This window comes from Subtercola lobariae (assembly GCF_014640255.1).
GTDB classification, from domain to species: Bacteria; Actinomycetota; Actinomycetes; order Actinomycetales; family Microbacteriaceae; genus Subtercola; species Subtercola lobariae.
The window spans coordinates 333478-355336 of record NZ_BMGP01000002.1 but is presented as its reverse complement, the minus strand read 5'-3'; the positions used below and the strand labels follow the sequence as shown (position 1 = coordinate 355336).

Below are 21859 nucleotides of genomic sequence, written 5' to 3'. Positions count from 1 at the left end.
CACAAAAAACGCCCCAAAAAACGAAGTTTGGGGCGATTTTTGTGATCTGAGTGAGGGCTAATTGCGCACGATGGCGAACATGCGCAGCAGCTCGAGGTAGAGCCACACGACCGTCACCACGAGGCCGAACGCTGCCGACCAGCTCTGGTTGCGCGGGGCGCCGGCCTTGACGGCCCGCTGAATCTGGTCGAAGTCGAGCACCAGCGAGTAGGCCGCGAGAATCGTGACGAACACCCCCAAGATGAGGCCGAGCGGAATACCGAAGATCGTGGCGCTCGACAGCCCGAACGCGTTCGAGTTGAGGCCGGTCAGCATCAGCACGACGTTGACCAGCGAGAACACGATGTAGCCGACCATGGCGATCAAGAAGATCTTCGTAGCACGCTTCGAGGCGCGAACCTTGCCGAATGCGAAGAGCACGAGCGTCACCGCGAACACGCAGATGGTGGCGATGACGGCCTGAACGACCACGCCCGGGTAGCGAGCTTCGAACACGCCCGAAATGGCGCCGATGAAGAGGCCCTCGAGCGCCGAGTACAGCAGAATCAGCGGCGGTGACGGCTGCTTCTTGAAGATGTTGATCATGGCCAGCCCGAAGCCGAGCAGCGCGGCGGGCAGCGCGAGGGCGGGAATGTTCCAGCCGACCGCAGCGAAAGCGACGAGCACCACGAAGTTCAGCGCGGTCTTCACGATCACGTCGTCGTAGCTGATGCGCCCGGTCTGTGACGGTGTGGCCGCAGGGGCGTCGTACATCTGCTGCAGGCCGTCAGCCGAAATCGGCGCCACCGGTGTGGTCGGCGCTTTGCCGCTGAAGGCGGGGTTACGCGAAAATGCGGGGTTCTCGATAGCCATGGAGTCCTCGTGTCAGTAAAACCGTGTGCTACAAACCTACCGGCGAAATCCAGGTGTTGGCTGGATGTTCGCGAACGTTAACAATGAGCCACCTGTGCCCTCGCTGGGGCTCGCCGTAGGCTGTTGGCGTGGGTGATTCAGGGTCGTCGATAGTCGGGCGAGTGGATGCGCGGCCCCTCGTCATCGGGCACCGAGGTGCGAGTGGCTACCGCCCCGAGCACACGGCGCCAGCCTACAAACTCGCGTTCGAACTCGGGGCCGATTTCGTGGAGCCCGACGTGGTGGCGACGCGCGATGGGGTGCTCGTCGTTCGCCACGAGAACGAGATTTCGGGCACGACAGACGTGGCCGGGCATCCGGAGTTCGAAGCCCGCCGCACCACCAAGACCGTCGACGGAGAGGCGCTCACGGGGTGGTTCACCGAAGACTTCACCTGGGCCGAGTTGCAGACGTTGCGCTGCGTCGAACGACTGCCTGCCCTACGGCCTTCGAGTGCCGCCTTCGACGGGCAGTTCGGTATTCTGCGGCTCGCTGACCTTTTCGCGTTGGTCGATCGGGCGACGGATGCCCGGCAGCGGCCGCTCGGAATCGTCGCCGAACTGAAGCACGCCCACTACTTCGGGCGCCTCGGCTTGCCGCTTGCCGAATTGTTCGCGGCCGAGGTTAGCGCGGCGGGGTGGAACGGGGGTGATGGCCGACTCGTGGTGGAGAGTTTCGAGCCCACGGCGCTCAAGCGGGTTCGCGCGCTCGGGGTTTGGGGCGCGAGCGTGTTGCTGGTCGAGGAGACGGGTGCGCCGGCCGATCTCGTTGCCGAGGAGGGCGATGGTGCCCGCGGCTATGCGTCGTATCTGACGCGGGAGGGGGTCGCTGAGGTGGCGGCCGAGGGGTTCGATGGCATCAGCGTGCCGAAGTCGCTTCTGCTGGCTAGAGGCGACTCGCCAGCGGCGGCCGACGCGTCGGGTTCCGCTGGCGCGAGCGACGCCGGCGACTCTCTCGTGGGGCACGCGCTCGTTGGGCACGCGCATGACGCCGGGCTGAGAGTGTTCACCTGGACTCTGCGACCAGAGAACGAGTTTCTCGACAAACGGTTTCGGGTGGGCGCCGACCCGGCGGCGTGGGGAGGGTGGCAGGCGGAGTTCGGGGCGATCATGGCGAGCGGGGTCGACGGAGTATTCGCCGATCATCCTGATGTCGCGGTCGCCGTGCGCGGCGAATTGGCCGAGCACTGAGAGAGTGCCTGCAGAGGATGGTCTCAGCTGAGGGCCGGTGTCGGGGGCGGCGGGTAGAATTGAGGCCACATGACCACGCTCAACGAATCACACGATCGAACCGCCGTGCGCGCTGGCGCGGGCCGGCCGTCGAGTGTGCCGATCATTTTAGACGGCCACCATTCCGACGGGCGTGACGGCGGCCCCCGTGACGGCGGAGTCGACGAAGATCCGCTGCTCGCCGGGCTGAACCCCGAGCAGCGCACGGCCGTCGAGTACCGTGGCCCCGCGTTGCTCATCGTCGCCGGAGCAGGCTCGGGCAAGACCCGCGTGCTGACACACCGCATCGCCAGCCTGATCGAGAGCCGCGAGGCGTGGCCGAGCCAGATTCTGGCCATCACCTTCACGAACAAGGCTGCTGCCGAGATGCGCGAACGGGTGGGCGCGCTGCTCGGGCAGGTGGCCGAGGGCATGTGGATCTCCACTTTTCACTCCGCGTGCGTTCGAATTCTGCGCCGCGAGGCCGAGAACTTCGGGTTCACGAAGAGCTTCACTATTTACGACTCGCACGATTCGCGCACACTCATCAAGCGCATCATCAAAGATCTGCAGGCAGACACCTACGGGTTCACCGTGGCCGGAGTCGCGGGCAAGATCTCGAAGCTCAAGAACGAGCTGGCCGACGCCGATAGTTATGCGCGCACGGCGAATTTCAACGACCCGCAAGAAGAGCTGTTCGTGCAGATCTTTCGGCAGTACACGCGCAGCCTGAACGCGGCGAACGCTTTCGACTTCGACGACCTCATCGGGCAGACGGTGTACCTGTTTCGGGCATTTCCGCACGTTGCCGAGCACTATCGACGGCGTTTTCGGCACATTCTGGTCGACGAATACCAAGACACGAACCACGCGCAATACGCGCTGATTCACGAGTTGACCCGGCCGGTGCCCGAGGCCAACAAAGCAGAGGCTGCGAGTTCGGGTCACCGAACGGCGGGGCTGCCGGGGGCGTCGCTCACGGTGGTCGGCGATTCAGACCAGTCCATTTACGCCTTTCGGGGTGCGGATGTTCGCAATATCGTCGAGTTCGAACGCGACTTTCCGGGTGCCACTGTTGTGTTGCTCGAGCAGAACTACCGTTCGACCCAGAACATCCTCGCCGCCGCCAACGCGGTGATTCAGAACAATTTCGACCGCAAAGACAAAAAACTCTGGACCGACATCGGCGACGGCGACAAGATCACCGGCTTCACGGGGTACAGCGGGCACGACGAGGCGCAGTTCGTGGCCGACGAAATAGCGAAGCTACGCGATTCGGGAACGGCCTACAAAGACATCGCGGTGTTCTACCGCACCAACGCACAGACCAGAGCGCTCGAAGAGATCTTTATCAGGTCGGCGGTGCCGTATCGAGTGCTCGGTGGCACGCGGTTCTACGAGCGCGCCGAGATCAAGGACGTTCTGGCCTACCTCATCGCGGTCGCGAACCCGCGCGATGCCCTCGCCCTGCGGCGCATTCTCAATACGCCCAAACGCGGCATCGGGCCCGCCACCGAGACGGCGCTCGCGGTGTTCGCCGAGAACAACGACATCAGCTACCGAGACGCGATGCGGCGCGCCAACGAACTGGGGCTCGGCCCGAAAGTGACCGGCGCCATTCTCGACCTGGCCGACCTGCTCGACCTGGCGACGGAGATGCTCGACCCTGAGCGCGAAGACGGCGCGGCGACGGTCTCAGAGATTCTCACTCTGCTGCTCGAGCGCAGCAAATACGTTCAGACCCTGCGAGCGGGCCGTGACCCGCAAGACGAAGCACGGGCTGAGAACGTCGAAGAGCTCGTGGCGGTCACCAAGGAGTTTCAGAAGAACAACCCCGAGGGCGGCCTGCTCGACTTCTTGACCGAGGTTTCGCTGGTGGCTGCAGTGGATGAACTCGACGACTCGAGCGGAACGGTGTCGCTCATGACGCTGCACACCGCCAAGGGGCTCGAATACGAGGCGGTTTTTCTCACTGGGGTCGAAGAAGACCTGCTGCCGCACCGCATGTCGGCGTCGGAGCCGGGCGGCCCCGCCGAAGAGCGGCGGCTGTTCTACGTGGGCATTACGAGGGCCAGGCGGCGGCTCTACCTCTCGCTGGCCATGACCAGGGCGCAGTTCGGCGAGACGGCCGTTGCTATGCCGAGTCGGTATCTGCAAGAGATTCCGGCCGAGCTGATCGACTGGAAGCAGTCGCCGGGCATGGCCAATTCGCGCGGTGGCACGCAGCCCCGGGCGCTGAACTCGAACCGGCCCGGCGGGGGTTCGTACAACTCGCGCAGTGCCATTCGTTCGGGCGATTCGCTCTCGTTCAGAGACCAAGACCGTGCGGGGCTGCCCCGCGCCAAGGTGGAGTGGCCCAACCGGGTCACCGCGCAGGTGCGAGACAACGGTGACCTCGAGTTGCAAGCGGGCGACCGAATTCGGCACGCCGATTTCGGTGAGGGGCGTGTGAGCGCGGTCACGGGTGAAGGCACGAAACGTGTGGCGCACGTGGCGTTTGACGCGGCGGGTTCGAAGAAGCTGCTGATCAAGATCGCTCCTATCGAGAAGATCTGACCCGCGAGCGGATGCACGGCGGCGGTCGATGAGTGGCGCGCTACACGCGCCGCGGTGGTTGTTGATGAGTGGCGTGCCAAACGCGCCGCGGTGGTTGTTGAGAGGTCGCGCGCCACACGCGCCGCGGCGGTCGTTGAGAGGTCGCGCGCCTCGCCAGGTGGAAGAGGGCCGCGCGTTCGGCGGGTCGCAGCTCGCAGCTAGTGCTCAGTGAGCGAGCGCCGAAGGGCACTGAGGTAATGGCGTTTCGGCAGCGTGCGCACCACCCTGGGTAGGCGAGGGTAGATGACGGCAGTGGCCGCGAACAGGCGGTCGAATCGACGCTGATGGCGAGGGCTCCACGGTAAGACGAATGCCCTGCGCAGCTCTGGGCTGAGAAGGCCCGCGGTAACGAGACGAACCACCGGCAAAACCAAGCGCAGCATGAGTGGAGCCGTTCGAGGGTGGAGCAGGTCGCTCGCGACGCGCCTCGCGTCGTCACTGACCTCCAGCCGGGCCATCGAGTCGGACCAGTAGGTGGCGAAGTGCTCTCGGTCGGCAGGCCAGCTGCCCGCGGGAACCTGCAGCGCGGTGCCGAGTACCGCGTATTGCTGGTAGACCTCCTCGGCATCTGCGTCGGCGAGCGGCCCGAAGACCTTTTCGTACACGGTGATCGCCGACTGGTAGAGGGTCGCGGCGACCCAGAGCTGCGCGCCGGGCTCGAACGCGTTGTACGCCACGGTGTCGCCCGCCGCGTCGGTGCGAGCCGAGCTGTCGGCCTCGATGGCATGCGGAGCGGACTTGTCGCCCGCGACGCCAGTGGCAGTGGCGTCTGTCGTGCCGAGCGTCGGCTCGGGCGCTTCGATGTGGGGTGTGCTGTGCGCCGGGCCGTGGATGTGGGGTGTGCTGCGCGCCGGGCCGTGGATGTGGGGTGTGCTGTGCACCGGGCCGTGGGCGGCGTTGACGCGGCGCACGACCGCGGCGAGCTCAGCCGGGGTAGCGAAGACGGTGGAATAGGCGTAGGTCACGGTGTTCGCGAATCGCTCGAGCGGGCGGTTAGCGAAGTCGCTGTGTGCGGCGACGCCCGCGCCGACGGCGGGGTCGGCGATCTGCAAGAGAATCGCTCGCCCGCCGCCGGCCAGCAGAATGCCCTCAGCGGCGACGTCGGTGAAAACGCTCATGCTTCGACACTAGACGGGTGGCGATGCCCGCTGCGATCAGGGCTCCGATCGCCCACACCACCCACCACGGCACACCCTCCGCACCGGTCGACGCGAGATCGTGCGGGAGAGCCACGGCCGTACGTGTTGGGGTGACGACGGGGGGAGCGGGCGGCGGCGTCGACTCCGTGGGCGGCGCGGTGGGTGTCGGAGGAGTCGTCGAGGGCGGCGGGGGAGGCGGAGCTGTCACGAGGGTGACTTCGGTTGCGGTACCGAACGGCGATGCCCACGGTTTCACCCGTGCGCCACCCTTCTCGAGCGGGGTATCAGCCGGGTCGATGGTCTCCGTCCACACGTAAAATCCCGCGGCTGTCACCACACAATCGGGCGTGGAATAGGAGCCGGGGCCGGCGTCTGCAACAGTCTCGACGCGGCATACCACATCCGATCCGTCGGGTGCCTGTGCGGCAGGCGTCGGCTGCGAAGCGAACGGCCCGAGAAGCGTGCTCCGAATCGTGACGGGAATCGGCAGAGTCTGGCCATCGGCGGATGTGTACGTGCCCCACCCGCCGAGAGAGTCAGTGGCCGGCGATGCGCCCAGAGGGTCTAGGGCCGGAGACGCGGCGAGCGGCTGCGAGGTATCGTCGCTCGCCGGCCAGGGGCTCGAAGTGTCACCGACTGCGATTTCGGGGCTCGAAGCGCCAGTCGACTGCTCAGCAGCTACCATCGGTTGCTCAGCAGCGACCTTCGGCTGGTCAGTGGGTGGGGTTGCAAGCGAAAGGTCGAGGCTGTCGTGAATGGCGGCGCCGGGCGACGCCGTCTGCGAGCTTGTCAGCGTGGCCACCGCGGGGGAGAACGGCGCGTCTGTGTTGACGTCGGCGCTCGCCGTCGCCGAGGCGACGGCGAGCGCCGGTTGCGGCACCAGAAGGGTCTGCACGGTGCTCGGAGCCTCGGCCGCCCAGAAACCGTTGCCGTAGGGCAGACCCCCGAACTCCGCTTTCGCGGTGACGTGCGAGGTCGGGGTGCCGGCCGTCGGATGCACGGCGAGCGATTCGCCGTTCGTCACCACCCGTTCGACCGAACCGTCGTCGAAGGTGGCTCCGGTGAGGGTGATGAAACCGGGGTGAAGACCCGCTGGCAACCGGGTGACGCCGCCGGCCAGAAAGTCGACGAAGAGATCGCTCTGCACGGTGGCCCCCGCCCCGCCGTTACCCGCGATGTCGGCGAACGCTACAGTCGCCGTGACCGATCTCGAGGCGCCGTTCGGGCCGTCGATCTCGGTGCGCATCGCCCGCGCCCTGGCGAGCACCGCCGCGGCGTCGCCGTTGGCGCGTTGAGCGTAAAACGCGTCGTCGTGCCCGTTCAGCCCGGTGATGGTCCATGCCGCGAGCTGTGCGGCCGACGCCTCGTTGGCGTCGTGGGTGAGGAGCCACTGCCGGCCGAGATAGGCCAATCGAGCCGAATCGTCGGTGCTGTACCAGTTGAGGCCGGCGCCCGGAACGTAGGTGATGTTGCTGCCTTCGGGCGGCGCTTTGGTGAGCTGAAGACAGAGGCCGAGATTGCCGTCTTCGAGCCGGTGTGAGCCCAGCCATCGCCCATCGGTCTCGGAGAGGTGCCCGTAGGCATGCTCCACAACAGCAAGGGCAAGGGCGGCGGGGGCGGCAAAAAGCACGGCGGCCATGACGCCGAGGGTGGCGAGGGCGGCGATACAGAGGTTGACGAGTCGTTTCATGTCACCAGAATGAAAGCCACGGGCATCCGGAACCCGCAGAAGGCCCGCAATTGTGCAGAGCTGCGAAAGGGACTCACCTGTGGAGAGTAGGCTGTCTGACGGTCTAGATGTCTCGATCTCAAGACACATGGAGCGAAGACATCCGGCTATCGTTTTTACAAAAAACCAGGCAACGCGCACGCTGCGGCTGTGCGCGGATGGGATGAGCAAGCGTGGATCTATTTGAATATCAGGCCAGAGACCTGTTCGAGAGCTATGGCGTTCCGGTTCTGCCCGGCATCATCGCTGATACTCCCGAAGAGGTGAAGGCCGCCGCCGAGAAGCTCGGTGGCGTTACCGTCGTGAAGGCTCAGGTCAAGGTCGGCGGCCGAGGCAAGGCCGGCGGCGTCAAGGTAGCCAAGACGCCAGAAGACGCCGAAGAAGCTGCGAAGTCGATTCTCGGCCTCGACATCAAGGGCCACGTCGTCAAGCGCGTCATGGTGGCCGGCGGTGCTCGCATCGCGCAGGAGTTCTACTTCTCAGTGCTTCTCGATCGTTCGAACCGCACCTTTCTCTCGATGACCAGCTACGAAGGCGGCATGGAGATCGAGCAGCTCGCGGTCGAACGCCCCGAGGCGCTGGCGCGCATCGAAGTGAACCCGCTGGAGGGCATCTCTGAAGAGACCGCCGCCGCCATCGCGACTGCCGCGAACTTTCCCGCCGACCTCGTTCCGAAGGTCGCTCCCGTCATCGTGAAGCTGTGGGATGTTTTCGTGGGCGAAGACGCGACGCTCGTCGAGGTCAACCCGCTCGTGCTCACTGAAGAGGGCGACATTATCGCGCTCGACGGCAAGGTCTCGCTCGACGAGAACGCAGACTACCGTCACGCGGGTCACGAGGCACTCGTCGACCAAGGCGCAGTCGACCCGCTCGAGGCGAAGGCCAAGGAGTCGCACCTCAACTACGTCAAGCTCGACGGTGAAGTGGGCATCATCGGCAACGGTGCGGGCCTCGTGATGTCGACGCTCGACGTGGTGTCGTACGCGGGCGAACGCCACGGTGGCGTGAAGCCGGCAAACTTCCTCGACATCGGTGGCGGAGCATCTGCTGCGGTCATGGCTGCAGGTCTCGACGTGATTCTGAACGACCCGCAGGTGAAGAGCGTCTTCGTCAACGTGTTCGGTGGCATCACGGCGTGTGACGCCGTCGCCAACGGAATCGTCGGCGCGCTCGAGACGCTGGGCGACGACGCCTCGAAGCCCCTCGTGGTGCGTCTTGACGGCAACAACGTCGTTGAAGGCCGCGCGATTCTGGCCGAAGCGAACCACCCGCTGGTGACCGTGGTCGACACCATGGACGAGGCCGCCGACAAGGCCGCCGAACTCGCTCACGCTGCTGCGTAAGTGCCCGCACACCTGAAACTGACGCAGAAGTAGAAAGAGAACAAGAATGTCGATTTTTCTCGACGAGAACTCCAAGATCATCGTTCAGGGCCTCACCGGCTCTGAAGGCACCAAACACGCCGGCCGCATGCTGGCCTCGGGCTCGCAGATCGTCGGCGGGGTGAACCCGCGAAAGGCGGGCACCACCGTTGAGATCGAGGGCCACACCCTGCCGATCTTCGGCAGCGTTGCTGACGCCATGAAGGAGACCGGCGCTGACGTGTCGGTCATCTTCGTGCCACCGGCGTTCGCCAAAGACGCCGTGCTCGAAGCGGTCGAGGCCGAGATCGGCACTGCCGTGGTCATCACCGAGGGCATTCCGGTGCACGACTCGGCCATCTTCTGGGCCGAGGCCAAGAAGAAGGGCAACGTCACCCGCATCATCGGGCCGAACTGCCCCGGCATCATCTCGCCCTCGAAGTCGAACGCGGGCATCATTCCCTCGAACATCACCGGCCCTGGCCCCATCGGCCTGGTGTCGAAGTCGGGCACCCTGACCTACCAGATGATGTACGAGTTGCGTGACCTCGGCTTCTCGACCGCCATCGGCATCGGCGGCGACCCCATCATCGGCACGACGCACATCGACGCTCTCGCGGCGTTCGAGGCCGACCCCGAGACGAAGGCCATCGTCATGATCGGTGAGATCGGCGGCGATGCCGAAGAGCGTGCGGCCGACTTCATCAAGGCCAACCTCACGAAGCCCGTCGTCGCGTACGTCGCCGGCTTCACCGCGCCCGAAGGCAAGACCATGGGCCACGCTGGCGCCATCGTCTCTGACGGTGCGGGTACCGCTCAGGGCAAGAAAGAAGCCCTCGAGGCGGCCGGCGTCAAGGTCGGCAAAACGCCGAGCGAGACCGCCGCGCTGCTGCGGGAAGTGTACTTGGCCCTGTAGTACTCGACGGGCTGAGCGGATGCACGATCATCCACTCAACCCGTCAGAACTGCCATTTCAGCGGCGGTGTTTCGACGCCCCCGGGTAACGGCCCTCCATTTCGGTGGAGGGCCGTTACGTTTGTAGTGATGATGATCGGAGACGACGCGTGAGCGCTGACGCGCCCTTTGCCGAGGCGACAAGCGACACCGGGGAACTCTCGCGGTGGCGCCGTTTTCGCTTGGCCATCGTCACTCCGCAGGCGATTTACGGCACCCTGCTGGTCAGCGCCATCATCGGCACCGCGCACTACGACGAGAGCGATCTCGACGTGCTGATCACCGCCGTCGGCACAGTATTGGCGTTCTGGATCGCCCACGTCTTCGCCGAGAGCATCGCTCACTACGGCACACCGAAATCGATCGGTCTGCCCATGACCGACTCGTTCAAGCACAGCCTTCGCACCGCAGCCGGATTGCTGTATGCGGCCATAGTCCCATGCCTTTTTCTTCTCCTGGGTGCCTTGGGAATCATGGATGAGAGTGCCGCATATCAGGTCTCGCTCTGGCTTCCGGTCTTTCTGCTCGGAGCCCTCGGCTGGTTCGCCTTTGCTGACCGGGGGAGTGTCTGGTGGGTTCGCCTACTCGGTTCTCTCGTCACCGGTTTTCTCGGCGTCATCGTCATCATTCTGAAAATCACTGTGCACTGATGAATAGACCCACTACCGCCCTCTTGGCGGCACTCGACGCCCTGCTCTCGGTCGCCATCGGCCTCGGCATTCCGCTCGTGATGCTCACCATTCTCTGGGCCGTGCAATTCGATCTCGCCGTTGACTGGACCGCCTTCTGGCGCGCCGCAGCAGACTTCTGGATGCTCGGCAACGGTGTCGACCTGATGATCTCCCTCGACCCCCAAACCGCTGCGCAGCTCGGACTCGAACAGGCCGCGGTTCCCTTCGTCATCGGCATCGCTCCGCTCGGTTTCGCCTTGCTCACCGTGTTCTTGGGCCGGCGCTCCGGCCTCCGTCTCGGCCAGTCGCCGCATCCGGTTCTGGGTACCGTTACCGGCATCGTGACCGTCGGCATTCTCGCCGCCCTGATCTGGGCGAGCGCCCAGTCATCGACGGCCGCTGCCTCGTTCTGGCAGACGGTCATTCTCTTGCCCGTGCTCTACGGGGTGGGGGCGGTCATCGGGGCATGGAGCACGCTCGTGCGAGTGAATGCTCCCCTCGCTGACGCGATTCTCGGCATGACCGACAGGCTTTCTGACGAGGCCCGCAATCTCATCGCCGTCGCGCTGCGCGGGGGGGCCATCATCGCGGCCGCGATGGTCGCGCTCGGTGCGCTCGCCGTCGCGCTGTTGCTTCTCGTCAACTACTCCACCGTGATTTCTCTCTACGAATCGCTGCAGTCGGGCGCAGCGGGCGGCGCTGCACTGACACTGGCGCAGGTCTCATTCATGCCGAACCTGGCCATCTGGGCGATGAGCTGGCTTCTCGGCCCTGGATTCGCGCTCGGCACAGGCTCGTCGGTGTCACCGCTCGGCACTCAACTCGGGCTCATTCCGTCGCTGCCGGTGTTCGGCGCGCTGCCGCACGGCGCCGCCTTCGGCTTTGTGGCGCTGGTGGTGCCGGTTGTCATCGGCCTGCTCGTCGCGGCTGCCCTGCGCCCGCGCGTGACAACGCCGGGTGATTTCTCGCTGCGGCAGGCCGGGCGGATGCTCGGCACCGGTTTCGGCATGGGCGCCGTCGCGGCGGGCATCCTCGCCCTCGTGGCGCTCTGGTCGGGCGGAGCCTTGGGCCCCGGCCGCCTCGCCGACGTGGGGCCGAACCCCGGGGCTGTCTTTCTCTGGGCGTTCGTGCTTTTCGGTGTCACCGCGTCGATCGGCCTGTTCGCGAACGGATTGCGCTCGCGGCCAAGCAGGGCCAGCCCGGCCAGCCCTGCAGAAGAATCGAAGAGGCCGGGCGTTCGCCGCCCCGCCGCAGATAAGACCGAGTCGGCCGACACCCCCTCACAGGAGAACCTCGCGCCGCCCCGCTAAGCTTTCATGGTGCTCTCGATTGTCGTTCTGATCTCGGGCGGAGGGTCGAACCTCCGCGCCCTTCTCGAGGCGGCGGCAGACGCGAACTTTCCCGCTCGCATTGTGGCCGTCGGCTCAGACAATGACGCGCCCGGGCTCGAGCATGCCGAGGCGTTCGGGGTGCCGTCGTTCACGGTCGTGCCGACGGCGTTCGCCGATAGGGCGTCATGGGGCGACGAATTGCTGGCGCAGGTCGAAGCCTGGTCGCCAGACCTGGTGGTGTGCGCCGGCTTCATGCGCATCCTGCCCCCGCGGTTCGTGGCGGCGCTCTCGCCCAATCTGATCAACACCCACCCGGCTCTGCTGCCGGCTTTTCCGGGTGCGCACGCGGTTCGGGATGCCCTGGCCGCCGGTGTGGCCGAAACCGGTGTCACCGTTCACATCGTCGACGAGGGCGTCGACACCGGCCCCGTACTCGTGCAGCGCGTGGTGCCCATTCTGGCCGGTGACACCGAATTCGACCTGCACGAGCGCATCAAGATCGTCGAACGCGACGTGATCGTGAGCGCCGTCGAAAGCATCGCCGAGCGCCGAATCGTGCTGCCCGAACCCGCCCGCAACAGACAACACCAGGAGAACCCATCATGAGCGGCCCCCGTCACGACCCGTCACTGTTTCACCACCGCGATCTCGTACCCATCAAGCGCGCACTGGTCTCGGTGAGCGACAAATCTGGCCTCATCGAGCTCGCTGCAGCGCTCAGTGAATCCGGCGTCGAGATCGTGTCGACGGGTTCGACGGCGAAGACCATTGCCGCCGCGGGTTTCGCGGTCACCGAGGTCAGCTCGATCACCGGGTTTCCCGAGTCGCTCGACGGCCGCGTGAAGACCCTGCACCCGTCGGTGCACGCCGGAATTCTCGCCGACCTGCGACTCGAGTCGCACATCGCGCAGTTACAAGAGCTCGAGATTCAGGCGTTTCAGCTCGTGGTGGTGAACCTCTACCCGTTTGCCGAGACCGTGGCGAGCGGCGCAGAGGGCGACGACGTCATCGAGCAGATCGACATCGGCGGCCCGGCCCTGGTTCGGGCATCGGCCAAGAACCACGCCAACGTCGCCATCGCCGTTTCGCCCAGCACCTACCCGCAGATTCTCGAGGCGCTGAGTTCTGGTGGCACCTCGCTTGCCACTCGCCGCAAGCTCGCCGCGACCGCGTTCGCGCACACGGCCGCCTACGACACCGCAGTGGCGACCTGGTTCGCCGAGCAACTGGGCGCAAGCTCGCTGCCCGTCGAGGGAGTGTTCGACCCCACGGCTCCGCTGCCTGCGGCCGGCTTTCCGAAGCTCATCGAGCGCAGCGTCTCGCTGTCGCACGCGCTGCGGTACGGCGAGAATTCGCACCAGGCCGCTGCGCTCTACCTCGAATCGAACGGTCGTGGCATCGCTCAGGCCGAGCAGTTGAACGGCAAAGAGATGTCGTACAACAACTTTGTCGACGCCGACGCAGCGATTCGTGCGGCGTACGATTTTGCCGCACCCGCCGTCGCCATCATCAAGCACGCGAATCCGTGCGGCATCGCCGTGGCGTCGTCATCTGCTCTCGACCCCATCGCATCGGCACATCGGCGTGCGCACGAGTGCGACCCGGTCTCGGCGTTCGGCGGGGTCATCGCCGCCAACCGAACGGTCACTCTCGGCATGGCCGAAACCGTGAAAGAGATCTTCACCGAGGTGCTGGTCGCCCCCGATTTCGAACCGGATGCCCTGAAGCTCCTCCAAACCAAGAAGAACCTGCGCATCCTCCGTCTGCCGGCAGACCACGCGCGCCCGGCCGTCGAGCTGAAGCAGATCAGTGGCGGCCTGCTGGCGCAAGAGTCAGACTCGTTCGCGGGCTACAGCACCACGAACTGGCAACTGGTTTCGGGCGAGGCCGCTGACGCTAAGACCCTCGCCGATCTGGAATTCGCCTGGATCGCGTGCCGCTCGGTGAAATCCAACGCAATTCTGCTTGCCTCGCACGGCGCCTCGGTCGGCGTGGGTATGGGGCAGGTCAACCGAGTCGATTCCTGCCACCTCGCTGTCACTCGGGCAGGCGATCGGGCGCGCGGTTCAGTGGCCGCGTCTGATGCCTTCTTTCCCTTCGCCGACGGGCTTCAGGTTCTGCTCGACGCCGGAGTGAGGGCAGTCGTTCAGCCAGGCGGCTCCGTTCGCGACCCCGAGGTCATCGAGGCGGCCGCCGCCGCCGGGGTGACCATGTACTTCACGGGCGAGCGCCACTTCTTTCACTGAGCACCGGATGTTCGGGGTTCCGCGCTCGCCGCGACTCCCCAGTACGTAGCATCCATACCGCACCACCGACTCCGCACCACCCACACCGCACCACCCCACCAGAGAGTTTCGCCATGTTCCGCCCCCGCACAATTGTCGCTTCGATCGTTTCGGCGCTCGTCATCGCCGCCATCGCGCACGTTTCGATGCTGCTCGCGTTCTTCGTGTTCAAGGGGTTCGACCCGACGGTCTTTCCGGTGGTCAATGCGTTCTTCGTGCCTCAGACCCTGTTCGTGTTGCTCTTCTCTGCGGTCTTCGCCTGGGTCGGCGCCTACGGCCGGTGGTATCTCGCGCTCATCGCGGGCGTGGTCTCAGGGGTTCTCGCGGCTCTGATCGGCACCGGTATTCCGCTGCTTGCGCAAGGAAATCCGCTCGGCGCCCCGGTGATCAATTACCTCATCGCAAGCCTTGTGGGCATCAACCTGATCTTCATTCTGGTGGTCGTTCTGAGCTGGGTGACCGTGGGGCGCCGCGTGTACTTCGGCATCGCCCAGGTCGACAGGGTCGCCAGGGGCGCGGTAGCCGAGCGGCGGGTTGCGATCATCCGTCGCCCACCGGCTACGCTCGCCGACGGTCACGTGACGCACATCGACAAGAGCGAAATCGACCTCGATCTGGCTGAAGAGCAGTGGGAATCGTACGTTTCGGTTCTCGAGAACGCGGGCTGGAACACCATCGAGGTCGACGTGGCCGACAATCTCGCCGATTCGGTGTTCGTCGAAGACGCCGTCGTGATCTTCGGCGATGTCGCGGTGATCGCCAGCCCCGGCAGCGAGCACCGGGTCGACGAAACCGAGGCCGTTGAGCGCACCGTGCGTGAGCTGGGCCTCAAAGTCGCGCGCATCGCGGTGCCGGGCACCCTCGACGGCGGAGACGTACTCAAGGTCGGAACCACGGTGTATGTCGGTCGCAGCGGCCGAACGAATGCTGAGGGCATCCACCAGCTGCGGCACATCGTCGCCTCTCTCGGCTACACCGTCGTCGCCGTGCCGCTGACGAAGGTGTTGCACTTGAAGAGCGCAGTCACCGCGCTGCCCGACGGAACCGTCATCGGGTATCTGCCTCTCGTCGACGACCCGAAGATCTTCAACCGCTTCTTGAGCGTGCCAGAAGAAGGCGGTGCACACGTGGTCAAACTCGCTGAAGACACCGTACTGATGTCTGCGTCAGCGCCGCAAACCGCGGAGCTCATCGAGAACCTCGGCTACCGCGTCATTGCCGTCGACATCAGTGAGTACGAAAAACTCGAAGGCTGCGTCACCTGCTTGTCGGTGCGTCTGCGCTAGTTGCGCCGACCCTGGTTCTGTGTGTAGCCTTCAAGGCTGCCCAGAATACCTGCAGCCCCACAAGGGCGCCCCACATACGCAACCGATTTTCGTTTAGGACTCTACGTTTATGCCTGCCTCACAAGGTCAGTCGACGTTTCGCACGCTCTCTCGCCTCTACGTCTACGCCAAGCCGGCGATGCCGCGCATCTACACGGCCATGGCGGTTTCTCTCACGGCCAGCATCGTCTCGCTGGTCATTCCCCAGGTTCTCGCGGTGCTCATCGACGGGCCGCTGGCGCACGGCGACTCCTCGCAGATCTGGCCGGTCGTGCTCATCGTGCTCGGGCTCGGTGTGATCGAAGCGCTGCTGATCGCGCTGCGGCGGGTGCTCGTGCTGACGCCCGGCACGCACATCGAGGCGCGGATGCGCGACAGTCTCTACACTCACTTGCAAGATCTGCCCGTCGCGTTTCACGATCGGTGGCCGAGCGGCCAGCTCCTGTCGCGCGCCATCAGCGACCTGAACCTGGTGCGCAGGTGGCTTTCGTTCGGCATCGTCATCATGGTGGTCAACGTCGTCACCATCTTCATCGGCTTCGCGGTGCTGATCAGCATCAACTGGGTTCTCGGCCTCATCTTTCTGGTGGCGTCGATTCCCGTTCTGGCCTACAGCTACGTGTTCGAGGGCCGCTACTCTGAGGCCGCTCGTCGCAGCCAAGACCAGGTGGGTGATCTCGCCACCGCCGTCGAAGAGTCGGTGCATGGCATTCGTGTGCTGAAGGCGTTCGGTCGCGGAACGTTCGCTCTGAAGAAGTTCGAACGGCAGGCCGAAAAGCTGCGTGGCACCGAAATCGAGAAGGCGAAGGCCGTCGCGAGCATCTGGTTGTGGTTGCTCCTGATTCCCGATGTGGCGTTTGCCGTGTGTCTGGTCATTGGCGTGTGGCTCGCCTCTACAGGTCAGACCTCGGTGGGGGAGTTGGTGGCCTTCTTCGCCACCGGCACCGTGCTGCTGTTTCCCGTCGAGTCGATGGGCTACTTTCTGGCGATGACGTTCGACGCCAAGACGGCCACGGCGCGGTTCTTCGATGTGCTCGACTCGGTGAACACCATCACCGACCCCGAGCATCCGGTGCGCATTGCCGAACCGCGTGGGCAGCTGACCTTCGACGACGTGCACTTTCGCTACCAAGATGCGCCCGAACGCTATTCCGATCTGCTGAACGGAATCGACCTGGTCATCGAACCGGGCGAGACGATGGCACTCGTCGGTCTGACAGGTTCGGGCAAGACCACGCTGACGGCCCTGACCACCCGCCTGTATGACGTCGACTCGGGAGCAGTGAAGCTCGACGGTGTCGACATCCGCTCGCTCACCCGTACCGACCTTCGCACGAACGTCGCCATGGCGTTCGAAGACGCCACTCTGTTCAGCGCGACGGTGCGCGAAAACGTCGTGCTCGGCCGACCAGAGGCGTCAGGCGCCGAGGTGGCCGAGGCGCTCGAGATTGCGCAGGCCGGCTTCGTCTACGACCTGCCCAACGGGCTCGACACGCGAGTGGGCGAAGAAGGCCTGAGCCTCTCTGGTGGTCAACGTCAGCGCCTCGCCCTCGCGCGAGCGATTGCGGCCAAGCCGAAGGTACTTGTGCTCGACGACCCGCTTTCGGCGCTCGACGTCGACACCGAGGCGCTCGTCGAGGCGGCCCTGCGCCGTATTCTCGCCTCGACCACGGCCCTGATCGTGGCCCACCGGCCCTCGACCGTGGCGCTCGCCGACCGCGTAGCGCTGCTCGAGGCGGGCAGGGTGACGGCCGTCGGCACGCACGCCGAACTGCTGGCCGGCAACGACCACTATCGCTTTGTCATTTCGAGTTTCGAAGAAGAGGTGCCCGCATGAGCCAGACCACCGTTTCAGGTGTGGGTGGCGAAGAGCGCGACGATTTCACCCGTGCCGAAAGCCAGCAGATCAGAGAGCGTTCGCTTCGGCTGCTCGGGTCATTGCTGCGCCCCGAGCGTTCGCGCTTGCTGGTCAGCCTTGTGGTCGTGGTCATCAGCACGGCGGCTCAAGTCGCAGGCCCCGCGCTCATCGCGTTCGGCATCGACAGCGGGCTGCCCGCTCTGCTGGCGAACGATTGGATGCCCGTGGCCCTGGCCGGGGTCGCCTACCTTCTGGCTGGCATCGTGGGCGCAGTGCTCATCTCGTGGTTCACCGTACTCACCGCTCGCATCTCGCAGGCGATCTTGCTCGACCTGCGCAAGCGCGTCTTCGTGCAGACCCAGAAGCTCAGTCTGGAGTTTCACGAGACCTACACCTCTGGTCGCATCATCTCGCGCCAGACGAGCGATCTCGACTCGATTCGCGAGCTTCTCGATTCGGGCATCAACCAATTGGTGCAGGGCCTGCTCTATATGCTGTTCATCGGCATCGCGCTGTTCGCGCTCGACTGGGCGAGCGGCGTCATTCTGGTGGTCTCGCTTGTGCCGCTGCTCATTCTCACGCGCTGGTTTCAGCTGCGCTCGCAGAAGATGTTCCGGCTGACCCGGGTGGCGTCGGCGAAGCTGATCGTGAAGTTCGTCGAGACCATGACGGGCATTCGGGCCGTTCAGGCGTTTCGCACCGAGAAGAGCAACGACGCCGAATTCAACGGGCTGACCGAAGACTACAGATCAGCGAACGCGCGGGTCATTCGGCTGTTCGGAATCTTCGACCCCGGGCTTGTGCTGATCGGCAACGTCACCGTGGCGGTCGTGCTGCTGGTCGGCGCGTTTCGCGTCATCGACGGCCAGGTCGCCGTGGGTGTGCTGCTCGCCGCAGTGCTCTACACACGCCGTTTCTTCGACCCGATGGAGGAGATGGCGATGTTCTACAACTCCTACCAGTCTGCTGCGGCCGCGTTGGAGAAGATCTCGGGGGTGCTCGAAGAGCAGCCGAGCGTGCCCGACCCGGTGAAGCCGGTTGATCTGTGGAGTTCGACGGGCGCGGTCGACTTCGACGACGTGCAGTTCTCATACCAGAACGGTCGCGTCGTGCTGCCGAACTTCTCGTTGCGCATTCCGTCAGGTCAGACGATCGCACTGGTGGGCTCGACCGGCGCCGGAAAGTCGACGCTCGCCAAGCTCATCTCGCGCTTCTACGACCCCAGCGAAGGGCGACTGACTCTCGACGGAATAGACCTGCGCGACCTGCACCCGAAAGACCTGCGCCGCGCCATCGTGATGGTCACCCAAGAGGCCTACCTGTTCTCGGGCACCGTGGCAGACAATATCGCCATCGGCAAACCAGACGCCTCCATCGACGAGATCATCGCTGCCACGAAGGCGGTGGGAGCGCATGACTTCATCGAGAACCTGCCGAACGGCTACGAGACCGACGTGAACAAGCGCGGCGGCAGAGTGTCAGCCGGCCAGCGCCAGCTCATTTCGTTTGCCAGGGCGTTTCTCGCCGACCCTGCGGTGCTCATTCTCGACGAGGCAACGGCCTCACTCGACATTCCGAGCGAGCGTCTGGTGCAGGATGCCCTGCAGACCCTGCTCGCCGACCGCACCGCGATCATCATCGCTCATCGCCTCTCGACGGTGGCCATCGCCGATCGAGTACTCGTCATGGAGCACGGCATCATCGTCGAAGACGGCAGCCCGGCCGATCTCATCGCAGGCACCGGCCGCTTCGCGCAACTGCACGCCTCGTGGCGTCAGTCGCTGGTCTAAGGGGTCCACCCGTAGTAGGCGCCGTCTTGGCCGAACAGGTGCCAGGGCCCGAAACACGTGACGCCAGTTCCCGGGTTGATCGCCTGTGGCCACCACGTTTCGTCGAGCGCGGGGGCTTTCGAATTCTGATCGACCTGCGGGTCTGTGGCGGGATCGCACGCTGTGAACGTGGGCGGTGTTGCCGTGGGCGTGAACATCACGATGCTCGCGTGTTTGGTCTCGTCTGTCTTGATGCGAATGTTCGTTGCGTCTGCAGGCACCCATCCCGGAATCGCTACAGCATCCGCCGCACCAGCCGCGTCAGCCGGAGTCGCGTAGATTGCGGCCGCGAAGGGCGGCGAAATGACGTTCGCGACGGCGCAGCCCGATAACAGAAAGGCGCTGGCGGCCGAGAGAGTCAGGCCGATCAGCAGGCGTCGCTTCACAGCGCGTACGTTTTCCACATTGCCACAGCGTAGTCGACGCGGTAGCCGCAACCTGTAGGGGAGCTTAGAAGTGGGGTGTTCTCGGCTTCGTAGTGCTGCAGAGCATCCGCTTCATGGCCGCGGGGCGGATGCCCGCCCGAACGCACCACGCGCCACCACGGGTGCCCGCCCCCAGACCGCGCCATCGTCGTGCCGACCGCGCGCGCAGCTCGTGACCCCAGTAACGCCGCGACGTCACCGTAGCTGAGCACCTGACCGGGCGGAATCGCATCGACGACCTCGAGCACGAGCGCGCCGAAGTCGTCTCCGGCGGGCACAGCCACGTCAGCCGTGTCAGCACCTGGCTTCACCGGTTCACGTGCCTCAGTCAGAGTTTCAGCAGTCAGAGTTTCAGTAGTCAGAGCTCAGCAGTCAGAGCGTCAGCGCGGCGATGGTCTCGCCGAACTGCGTCTCGCCGATGGGTTCGAAGCCCACCGCGAGAAAGAACGCCTCGGGGCCGTCTTCGCCCGGCTCGAACATCACCGTGAGGCGGTCGAACCCGCGTGAGCGCGCCTCTTCGGCCAGTGCGGTGACGGCGAATCGGCCGATACCGCGGCCCTGAGCGGTTGCAGCGACGTTCATGCGCCAGATGCACCCCCGAAATTCATCGTGCGGGCTGTCGGGGTCGAAGTTACCCATGATGAAGCCGACAACCTCGTCGCCATCGAGAACAACGCGTGGCCAGGCGGTCGACGGGTTCACGTACGCCTCGGCGATGGAGTGCGAAACAGGAGCGACGAATTGTTCTTGCCCGGGCTTCAACGTCAGTGTGTTGGCGGCGACGATGTTGTTCGCCGACAGCTCTTCGAGTCTCAAGTCACCCATGAAGTACAGGTTAGTGGGCACCGCTCAGGTGCGCCACACGGCTGAGCTGAGCATCCGGAGCATCCACTGTGAAAATCAACAGGCGTTTGTCTCTACGTCAAGATAGTTCGGAAAGCGAGTAAGCTATTCCTTGGCTTTGTTTGAGGGCCCATAAGGTCTACACGGGTAAGGAGTTTGAATGTCGAAAATCCATGTTGAGGGAACAGTCGTCGAACTAGACGGCGACGAGATGACACGAATCATCTGGCAGTCGATCAAAGACACCCTCATCCACCCGTACCTCGACATCAATCTCGACTATTACGACCTCGGCATCGAGCACCGCGACGCCACCGACGACCAGGTAACCATCGACGCTGCACACGCCATTCAGAAGCACGGCGTCGGCGTGAAGTGCGCCACCATTACGCCCGACGAGGCGCGCGTCGAAGAGTTCGGCCTCAAGAAGATGTGGAAGAGCCCGAACGGCACCATCCGCAACATCCTCGGCGGAACCATCTTTCGCGAGCCCATCATCATCTCGAACATCCCGCGCCTCGTGCCCGGCTGGAACAAGCCGATCATCGTCGGCCGTCACGCGTTCGGCGACCAGTACAAAGCCACTGACTTTCGCTTCGAGGGCAAGGGAACCCTGACCATCTCGTTCCAGCCCGAAGAGGGCAGCGACGCCGAGGCTCAGTCGTTCGAGGTCTTTCAGTCGCCGGGTTCGGGCGTGGCCATGGCCATGTACAACCTCGACGACTCGATTCGCGACTTCGCCCGCGCCTCGCTCAGCTATGGCCTCAACCGCAAGTACCCGGTCTATCTTTCGACCAAGAACACCATTCTGAAGGCCTACGACGGCCGCTTCAAAGACCTCTTTCAAGAGGTCTTCGACGACGAGTACGCCGCGGCCTTCGCCGAGGCCGGCATCACCTACGAGCACCGCCTGATCGACGACATGGTCGCCGCTTCGCTGAAGTGGGAGGGCGGCTACGTGTGGGCCGCCAAGAACTACGACGGCGACGTGCAGAGCGACACCGTGGCCCAGGGCTTCGGCTCGCTCGGCCTGATGACCAGCGTGCTCTTCACCCCCGACGGCAAGACCGTCGAGGCTGAGGCCGCGCACGGCACCGTGACCCGCCACTACCGCCAGCACCAGGCCGGCAAGCCCACCTCGACGAACCCTATCGCGTCGATCTACGCCTGGACTCGTGGGCTCTCGCACCGCGCCAAGCTCGACGACAACGCCGAGCTCGCCACGTTCGCAGAGACCCTCGAAGACGTCGTCATCAAGACGGTCGAGTCGGGCGCCATGACGAAAGACCTCGCTCTGCTCGTCGGGCCAGACCAGCCCTACCAGACCACCGAAGAGTTTCTCGCGACGCTGACCGACAATCTGGCTGCCCGCCTGGCCTAGTTCGCCTCGCGCCGCCGGGTGACCCCGGCGCGCA

18 protein-coding genes are annotated in these 21859 nt (G+C 64.8%); 12 read left to right on the top strand and 6 right to left on the bottom strand.

Going from position 1 to position 21859, the window contains the following annotated elements:
- Positions 1-57: 57 nt before the first annotated feature.
- Complete coding sequence (locus IEX24_RS05945; protein ID WP_188675238.1) at positions 58-852, bottom strand: Bax inhibitor-1/YccA family protein; 795 nt, start codon at positions 850-852, stop codon at positions 58-60.
- A gap of 128 nt (positions 853-980) precedes the next feature.
- Between IEX24_RS05945 and IEX24_RS05940 the strand changes: the two genes are divergently transcribed.
- Both IEX24_RS05940 and IEX24_RS05935 read left to right on the top strand, forming a co-directional pair.
- A complete protein-coding gene (locus IEX24_RS05940; RefSeq protein ID WP_229715126.1) occupies positions 981-2081 on the top strand; it encodes a glycerophosphodiester phosphodiesterase family protein in 1101 nt (366 codons plus the stop codon).
- Between the two features lie 69 nt (positions 2082-2150).
- Positions 2151-4655, top strand: coding sequence for an ATP-dependent helicase (locus IEX24_RS05935; RefSeq protein WP_188675236.1), 2505 nt, complete (start codon positions 2151-2153; stop codon positions 4653-4655).
- 197 nt (positions 4656-4852) lie between these two features.
- Here the strand turns inward: IEX24_RS05935 and IEX24_RS05930 are convergent, their stop codons facing one another.
- Both IEX24_RS05930 and IEX24_RS05925 read right to left on the bottom strand, forming a co-directional pair.
- Positions 4853-5812: an oxygenase MpaB family protein gene (locus tag IEX24_RS05930; RefSeq protein ID WP_188675233.1), complete on the bottom strand. Its 960-nt coding sequence runs from the start codon at positions 5810-5812 to the stop codon at positions 4853-4855.
- Positions 5784-7523, bottom strand: a complete 1740-nt coding sequence (locus tag IEX24_RS05925; RefSeq protein WP_188675229.1) for a hypothetical protein — start codon at positions 7521-7523, stop codon at positions 5784-5786. The genes IEX24_RS05930 and IEX24_RS05925 overlap by 29 nt, the downstream gene beginning before the upstream one ends.
- A gap of 212 nt (positions 7524-7735) precedes the next feature.
- Between IEX24_RS05925 and sucC the strand changes: the two genes are divergently transcribed.
- The 9 genes from sucC to IEX24_RS05880 all read left to right on the top strand — a co-directional run bounded on the left by sucC (position 7736) and on the right by IEX24_RS05880 (position 19137).
- Positions 7736-8905 carry an ADP-forming succinate--CoA ligase subunit beta gene (gene sucC, locus IEX24_RS05920; RefSeq protein WP_188675226.1) on the top strand — a complete coding sequence of 390 codons (1170 nt, stop codon included), beginning with the start codon at positions 7736-7738 and terminating at the stop codon, positions 8903-8905.
- Between the two features lie 46 nt (positions 8906-8951).
- Positions 8952-9839, top strand: coding sequence for a succinate--CoA ligase subunit alpha (sucD, locus tag IEX24_RS05915; RefSeq protein ID WP_188675224.1), 888 nt, complete (start codon positions 8952-8954; stop codon positions 9837-9839).
- A gap of 148 nt (positions 9840-9987) precedes the next feature.
- Entirely contained in the window at positions 9988-10527 is a 540-nt protein-coding gene (locus IEX24_RS05910) for a hypothetical protein (protein ID WP_188675221.1), read from the top strand.
- Positions 10527-11858 carry a cell division protein PerM gene (locus IEX24_RS05905; RefSeq protein WP_188675219.1) on the top strand — a complete coding sequence of 444 codons (1332 nt, stop codon included), beginning with the start codon at positions 10527-10529 and terminating at the stop codon, positions 11856-11858. Before IEX24_RS05910 ends, IEX24_RS05905 begins: the two co-directional genes overlap by 1 nt.
- A 9-nt stretch (positions 11859-11867) precedes the next feature.
- The gene (purN, locus tag IEX24_RS05900; protein ID WP_188676466.1) at positions 11868-12485 is read left to right on the top strand and encodes a phosphoribosylglycinamide formyltransferase; all 618 of its coding nucleotides are present in this window, start codon (positions 11868-11870) and stop codon (positions 12483-12485) included.
- Positions 12482-14125: a bifunctional phosphoribosylaminoimidazolecarboxamide formyltransferase/IMP cyclohydrolase gene (purH, locus tag IEX24_RS05895; RefSeq protein ID WP_188675217.1), complete on the top strand. Its 1644-nt coding sequence runs from the start codon at positions 12482-12484 to the stop codon at positions 14123-14125. The genes purN and purH overlap by 4 nt, the downstream gene beginning before the upstream one ends.
- Positions 14126-14238: 113 nt before the next feature.
- The gene (ddaH, locus tag IEX24_RS05890) at positions 14239-15450 is read left to right on the top strand and encodes a dimethylargininase (RefSeq protein ID WP_275411832.1); all 1212 of its coding nucleotides are present in this window, start codon (positions 14239-14241) and stop codon (positions 15448-15450) included.
- 109 nt (positions 15451-15559) lie between these two features.
- Positions 15560-17326, top strand: a complete 1767-nt coding sequence (locus IEX24_RS05885; RefSeq protein WP_188675215.1) for an ABC transporter ATP-binding protein — start codon at positions 15560-15562, stop codon at positions 17324-17326.
- Positions 17323-19137 (top strand): ABC transporter ATP-binding protein, encoded by a 1815-nt coding sequence (locus IEX24_RS05880; RefSeq protein WP_188675214.1) that lies wholly within the window; start codon positions 17323-17325, stop codon positions 19135-19137. Before IEX24_RS05885 ends, IEX24_RS05880 begins: the two co-directional genes overlap by 4 nt.
- On the opposite strand, the gene IEX24_RS05875 is transcribed toward IEX24_RS05880, so the two are convergent.
- The 3 genes from IEX24_RS05875 to IEX24_RS05865 form a co-directional block, all read right to left on the bottom strand.
- Positions 19134-19580: a hypothetical protein gene (locus IEX24_RS05875; protein WP_229715125.1), complete on the bottom strand. Its 447-nt coding sequence runs from the start codon at positions 19578-19580 to the stop codon at positions 19134-19136. The two genes, IEX24_RS05880 and IEX24_RS05875, sit on opposite strands and share 4 nt — an antisense overlap.
- Positions 19559-19912 (bottom strand): MGMT family protein, encoded by a 354-nt coding sequence (locus IEX24_RS05870; protein ID WP_307821255.1) that lies wholly within the window; start codon positions 19910-19912, stop codon positions 19559-19561. The genes IEX24_RS05875 and IEX24_RS05870 overlap by 22 nt, the downstream gene beginning before the upstream one ends.
- Positions 19913-19973: 61 nt before the next feature.
- Positions 19974-20426: a GNAT family N-acetyltransferase gene (locus IEX24_RS05865; protein ID WP_188675212.1), complete on the bottom strand. Its 453-nt coding sequence runs from the start codon at positions 20424-20426 to the stop codon at positions 19974-19976.
- 178 nt (positions 20427-20604) lie between these two features.
- On the opposite strand from IEX24_RS05865, the gene IEX24_RS05860 reads away from it, so the two are divergent.
- Positions 20605-21825, top strand: coding sequence for an NADP-dependent isocitrate dehydrogenase (locus IEX24_RS05860; protein ID WP_188675210.1), 1221 nt, complete (start codon positions 20605-20607; stop codon positions 21823-21825).
- The last annotated feature ends 34 nt before the right edge of the window (positions 21826-21859 follow it).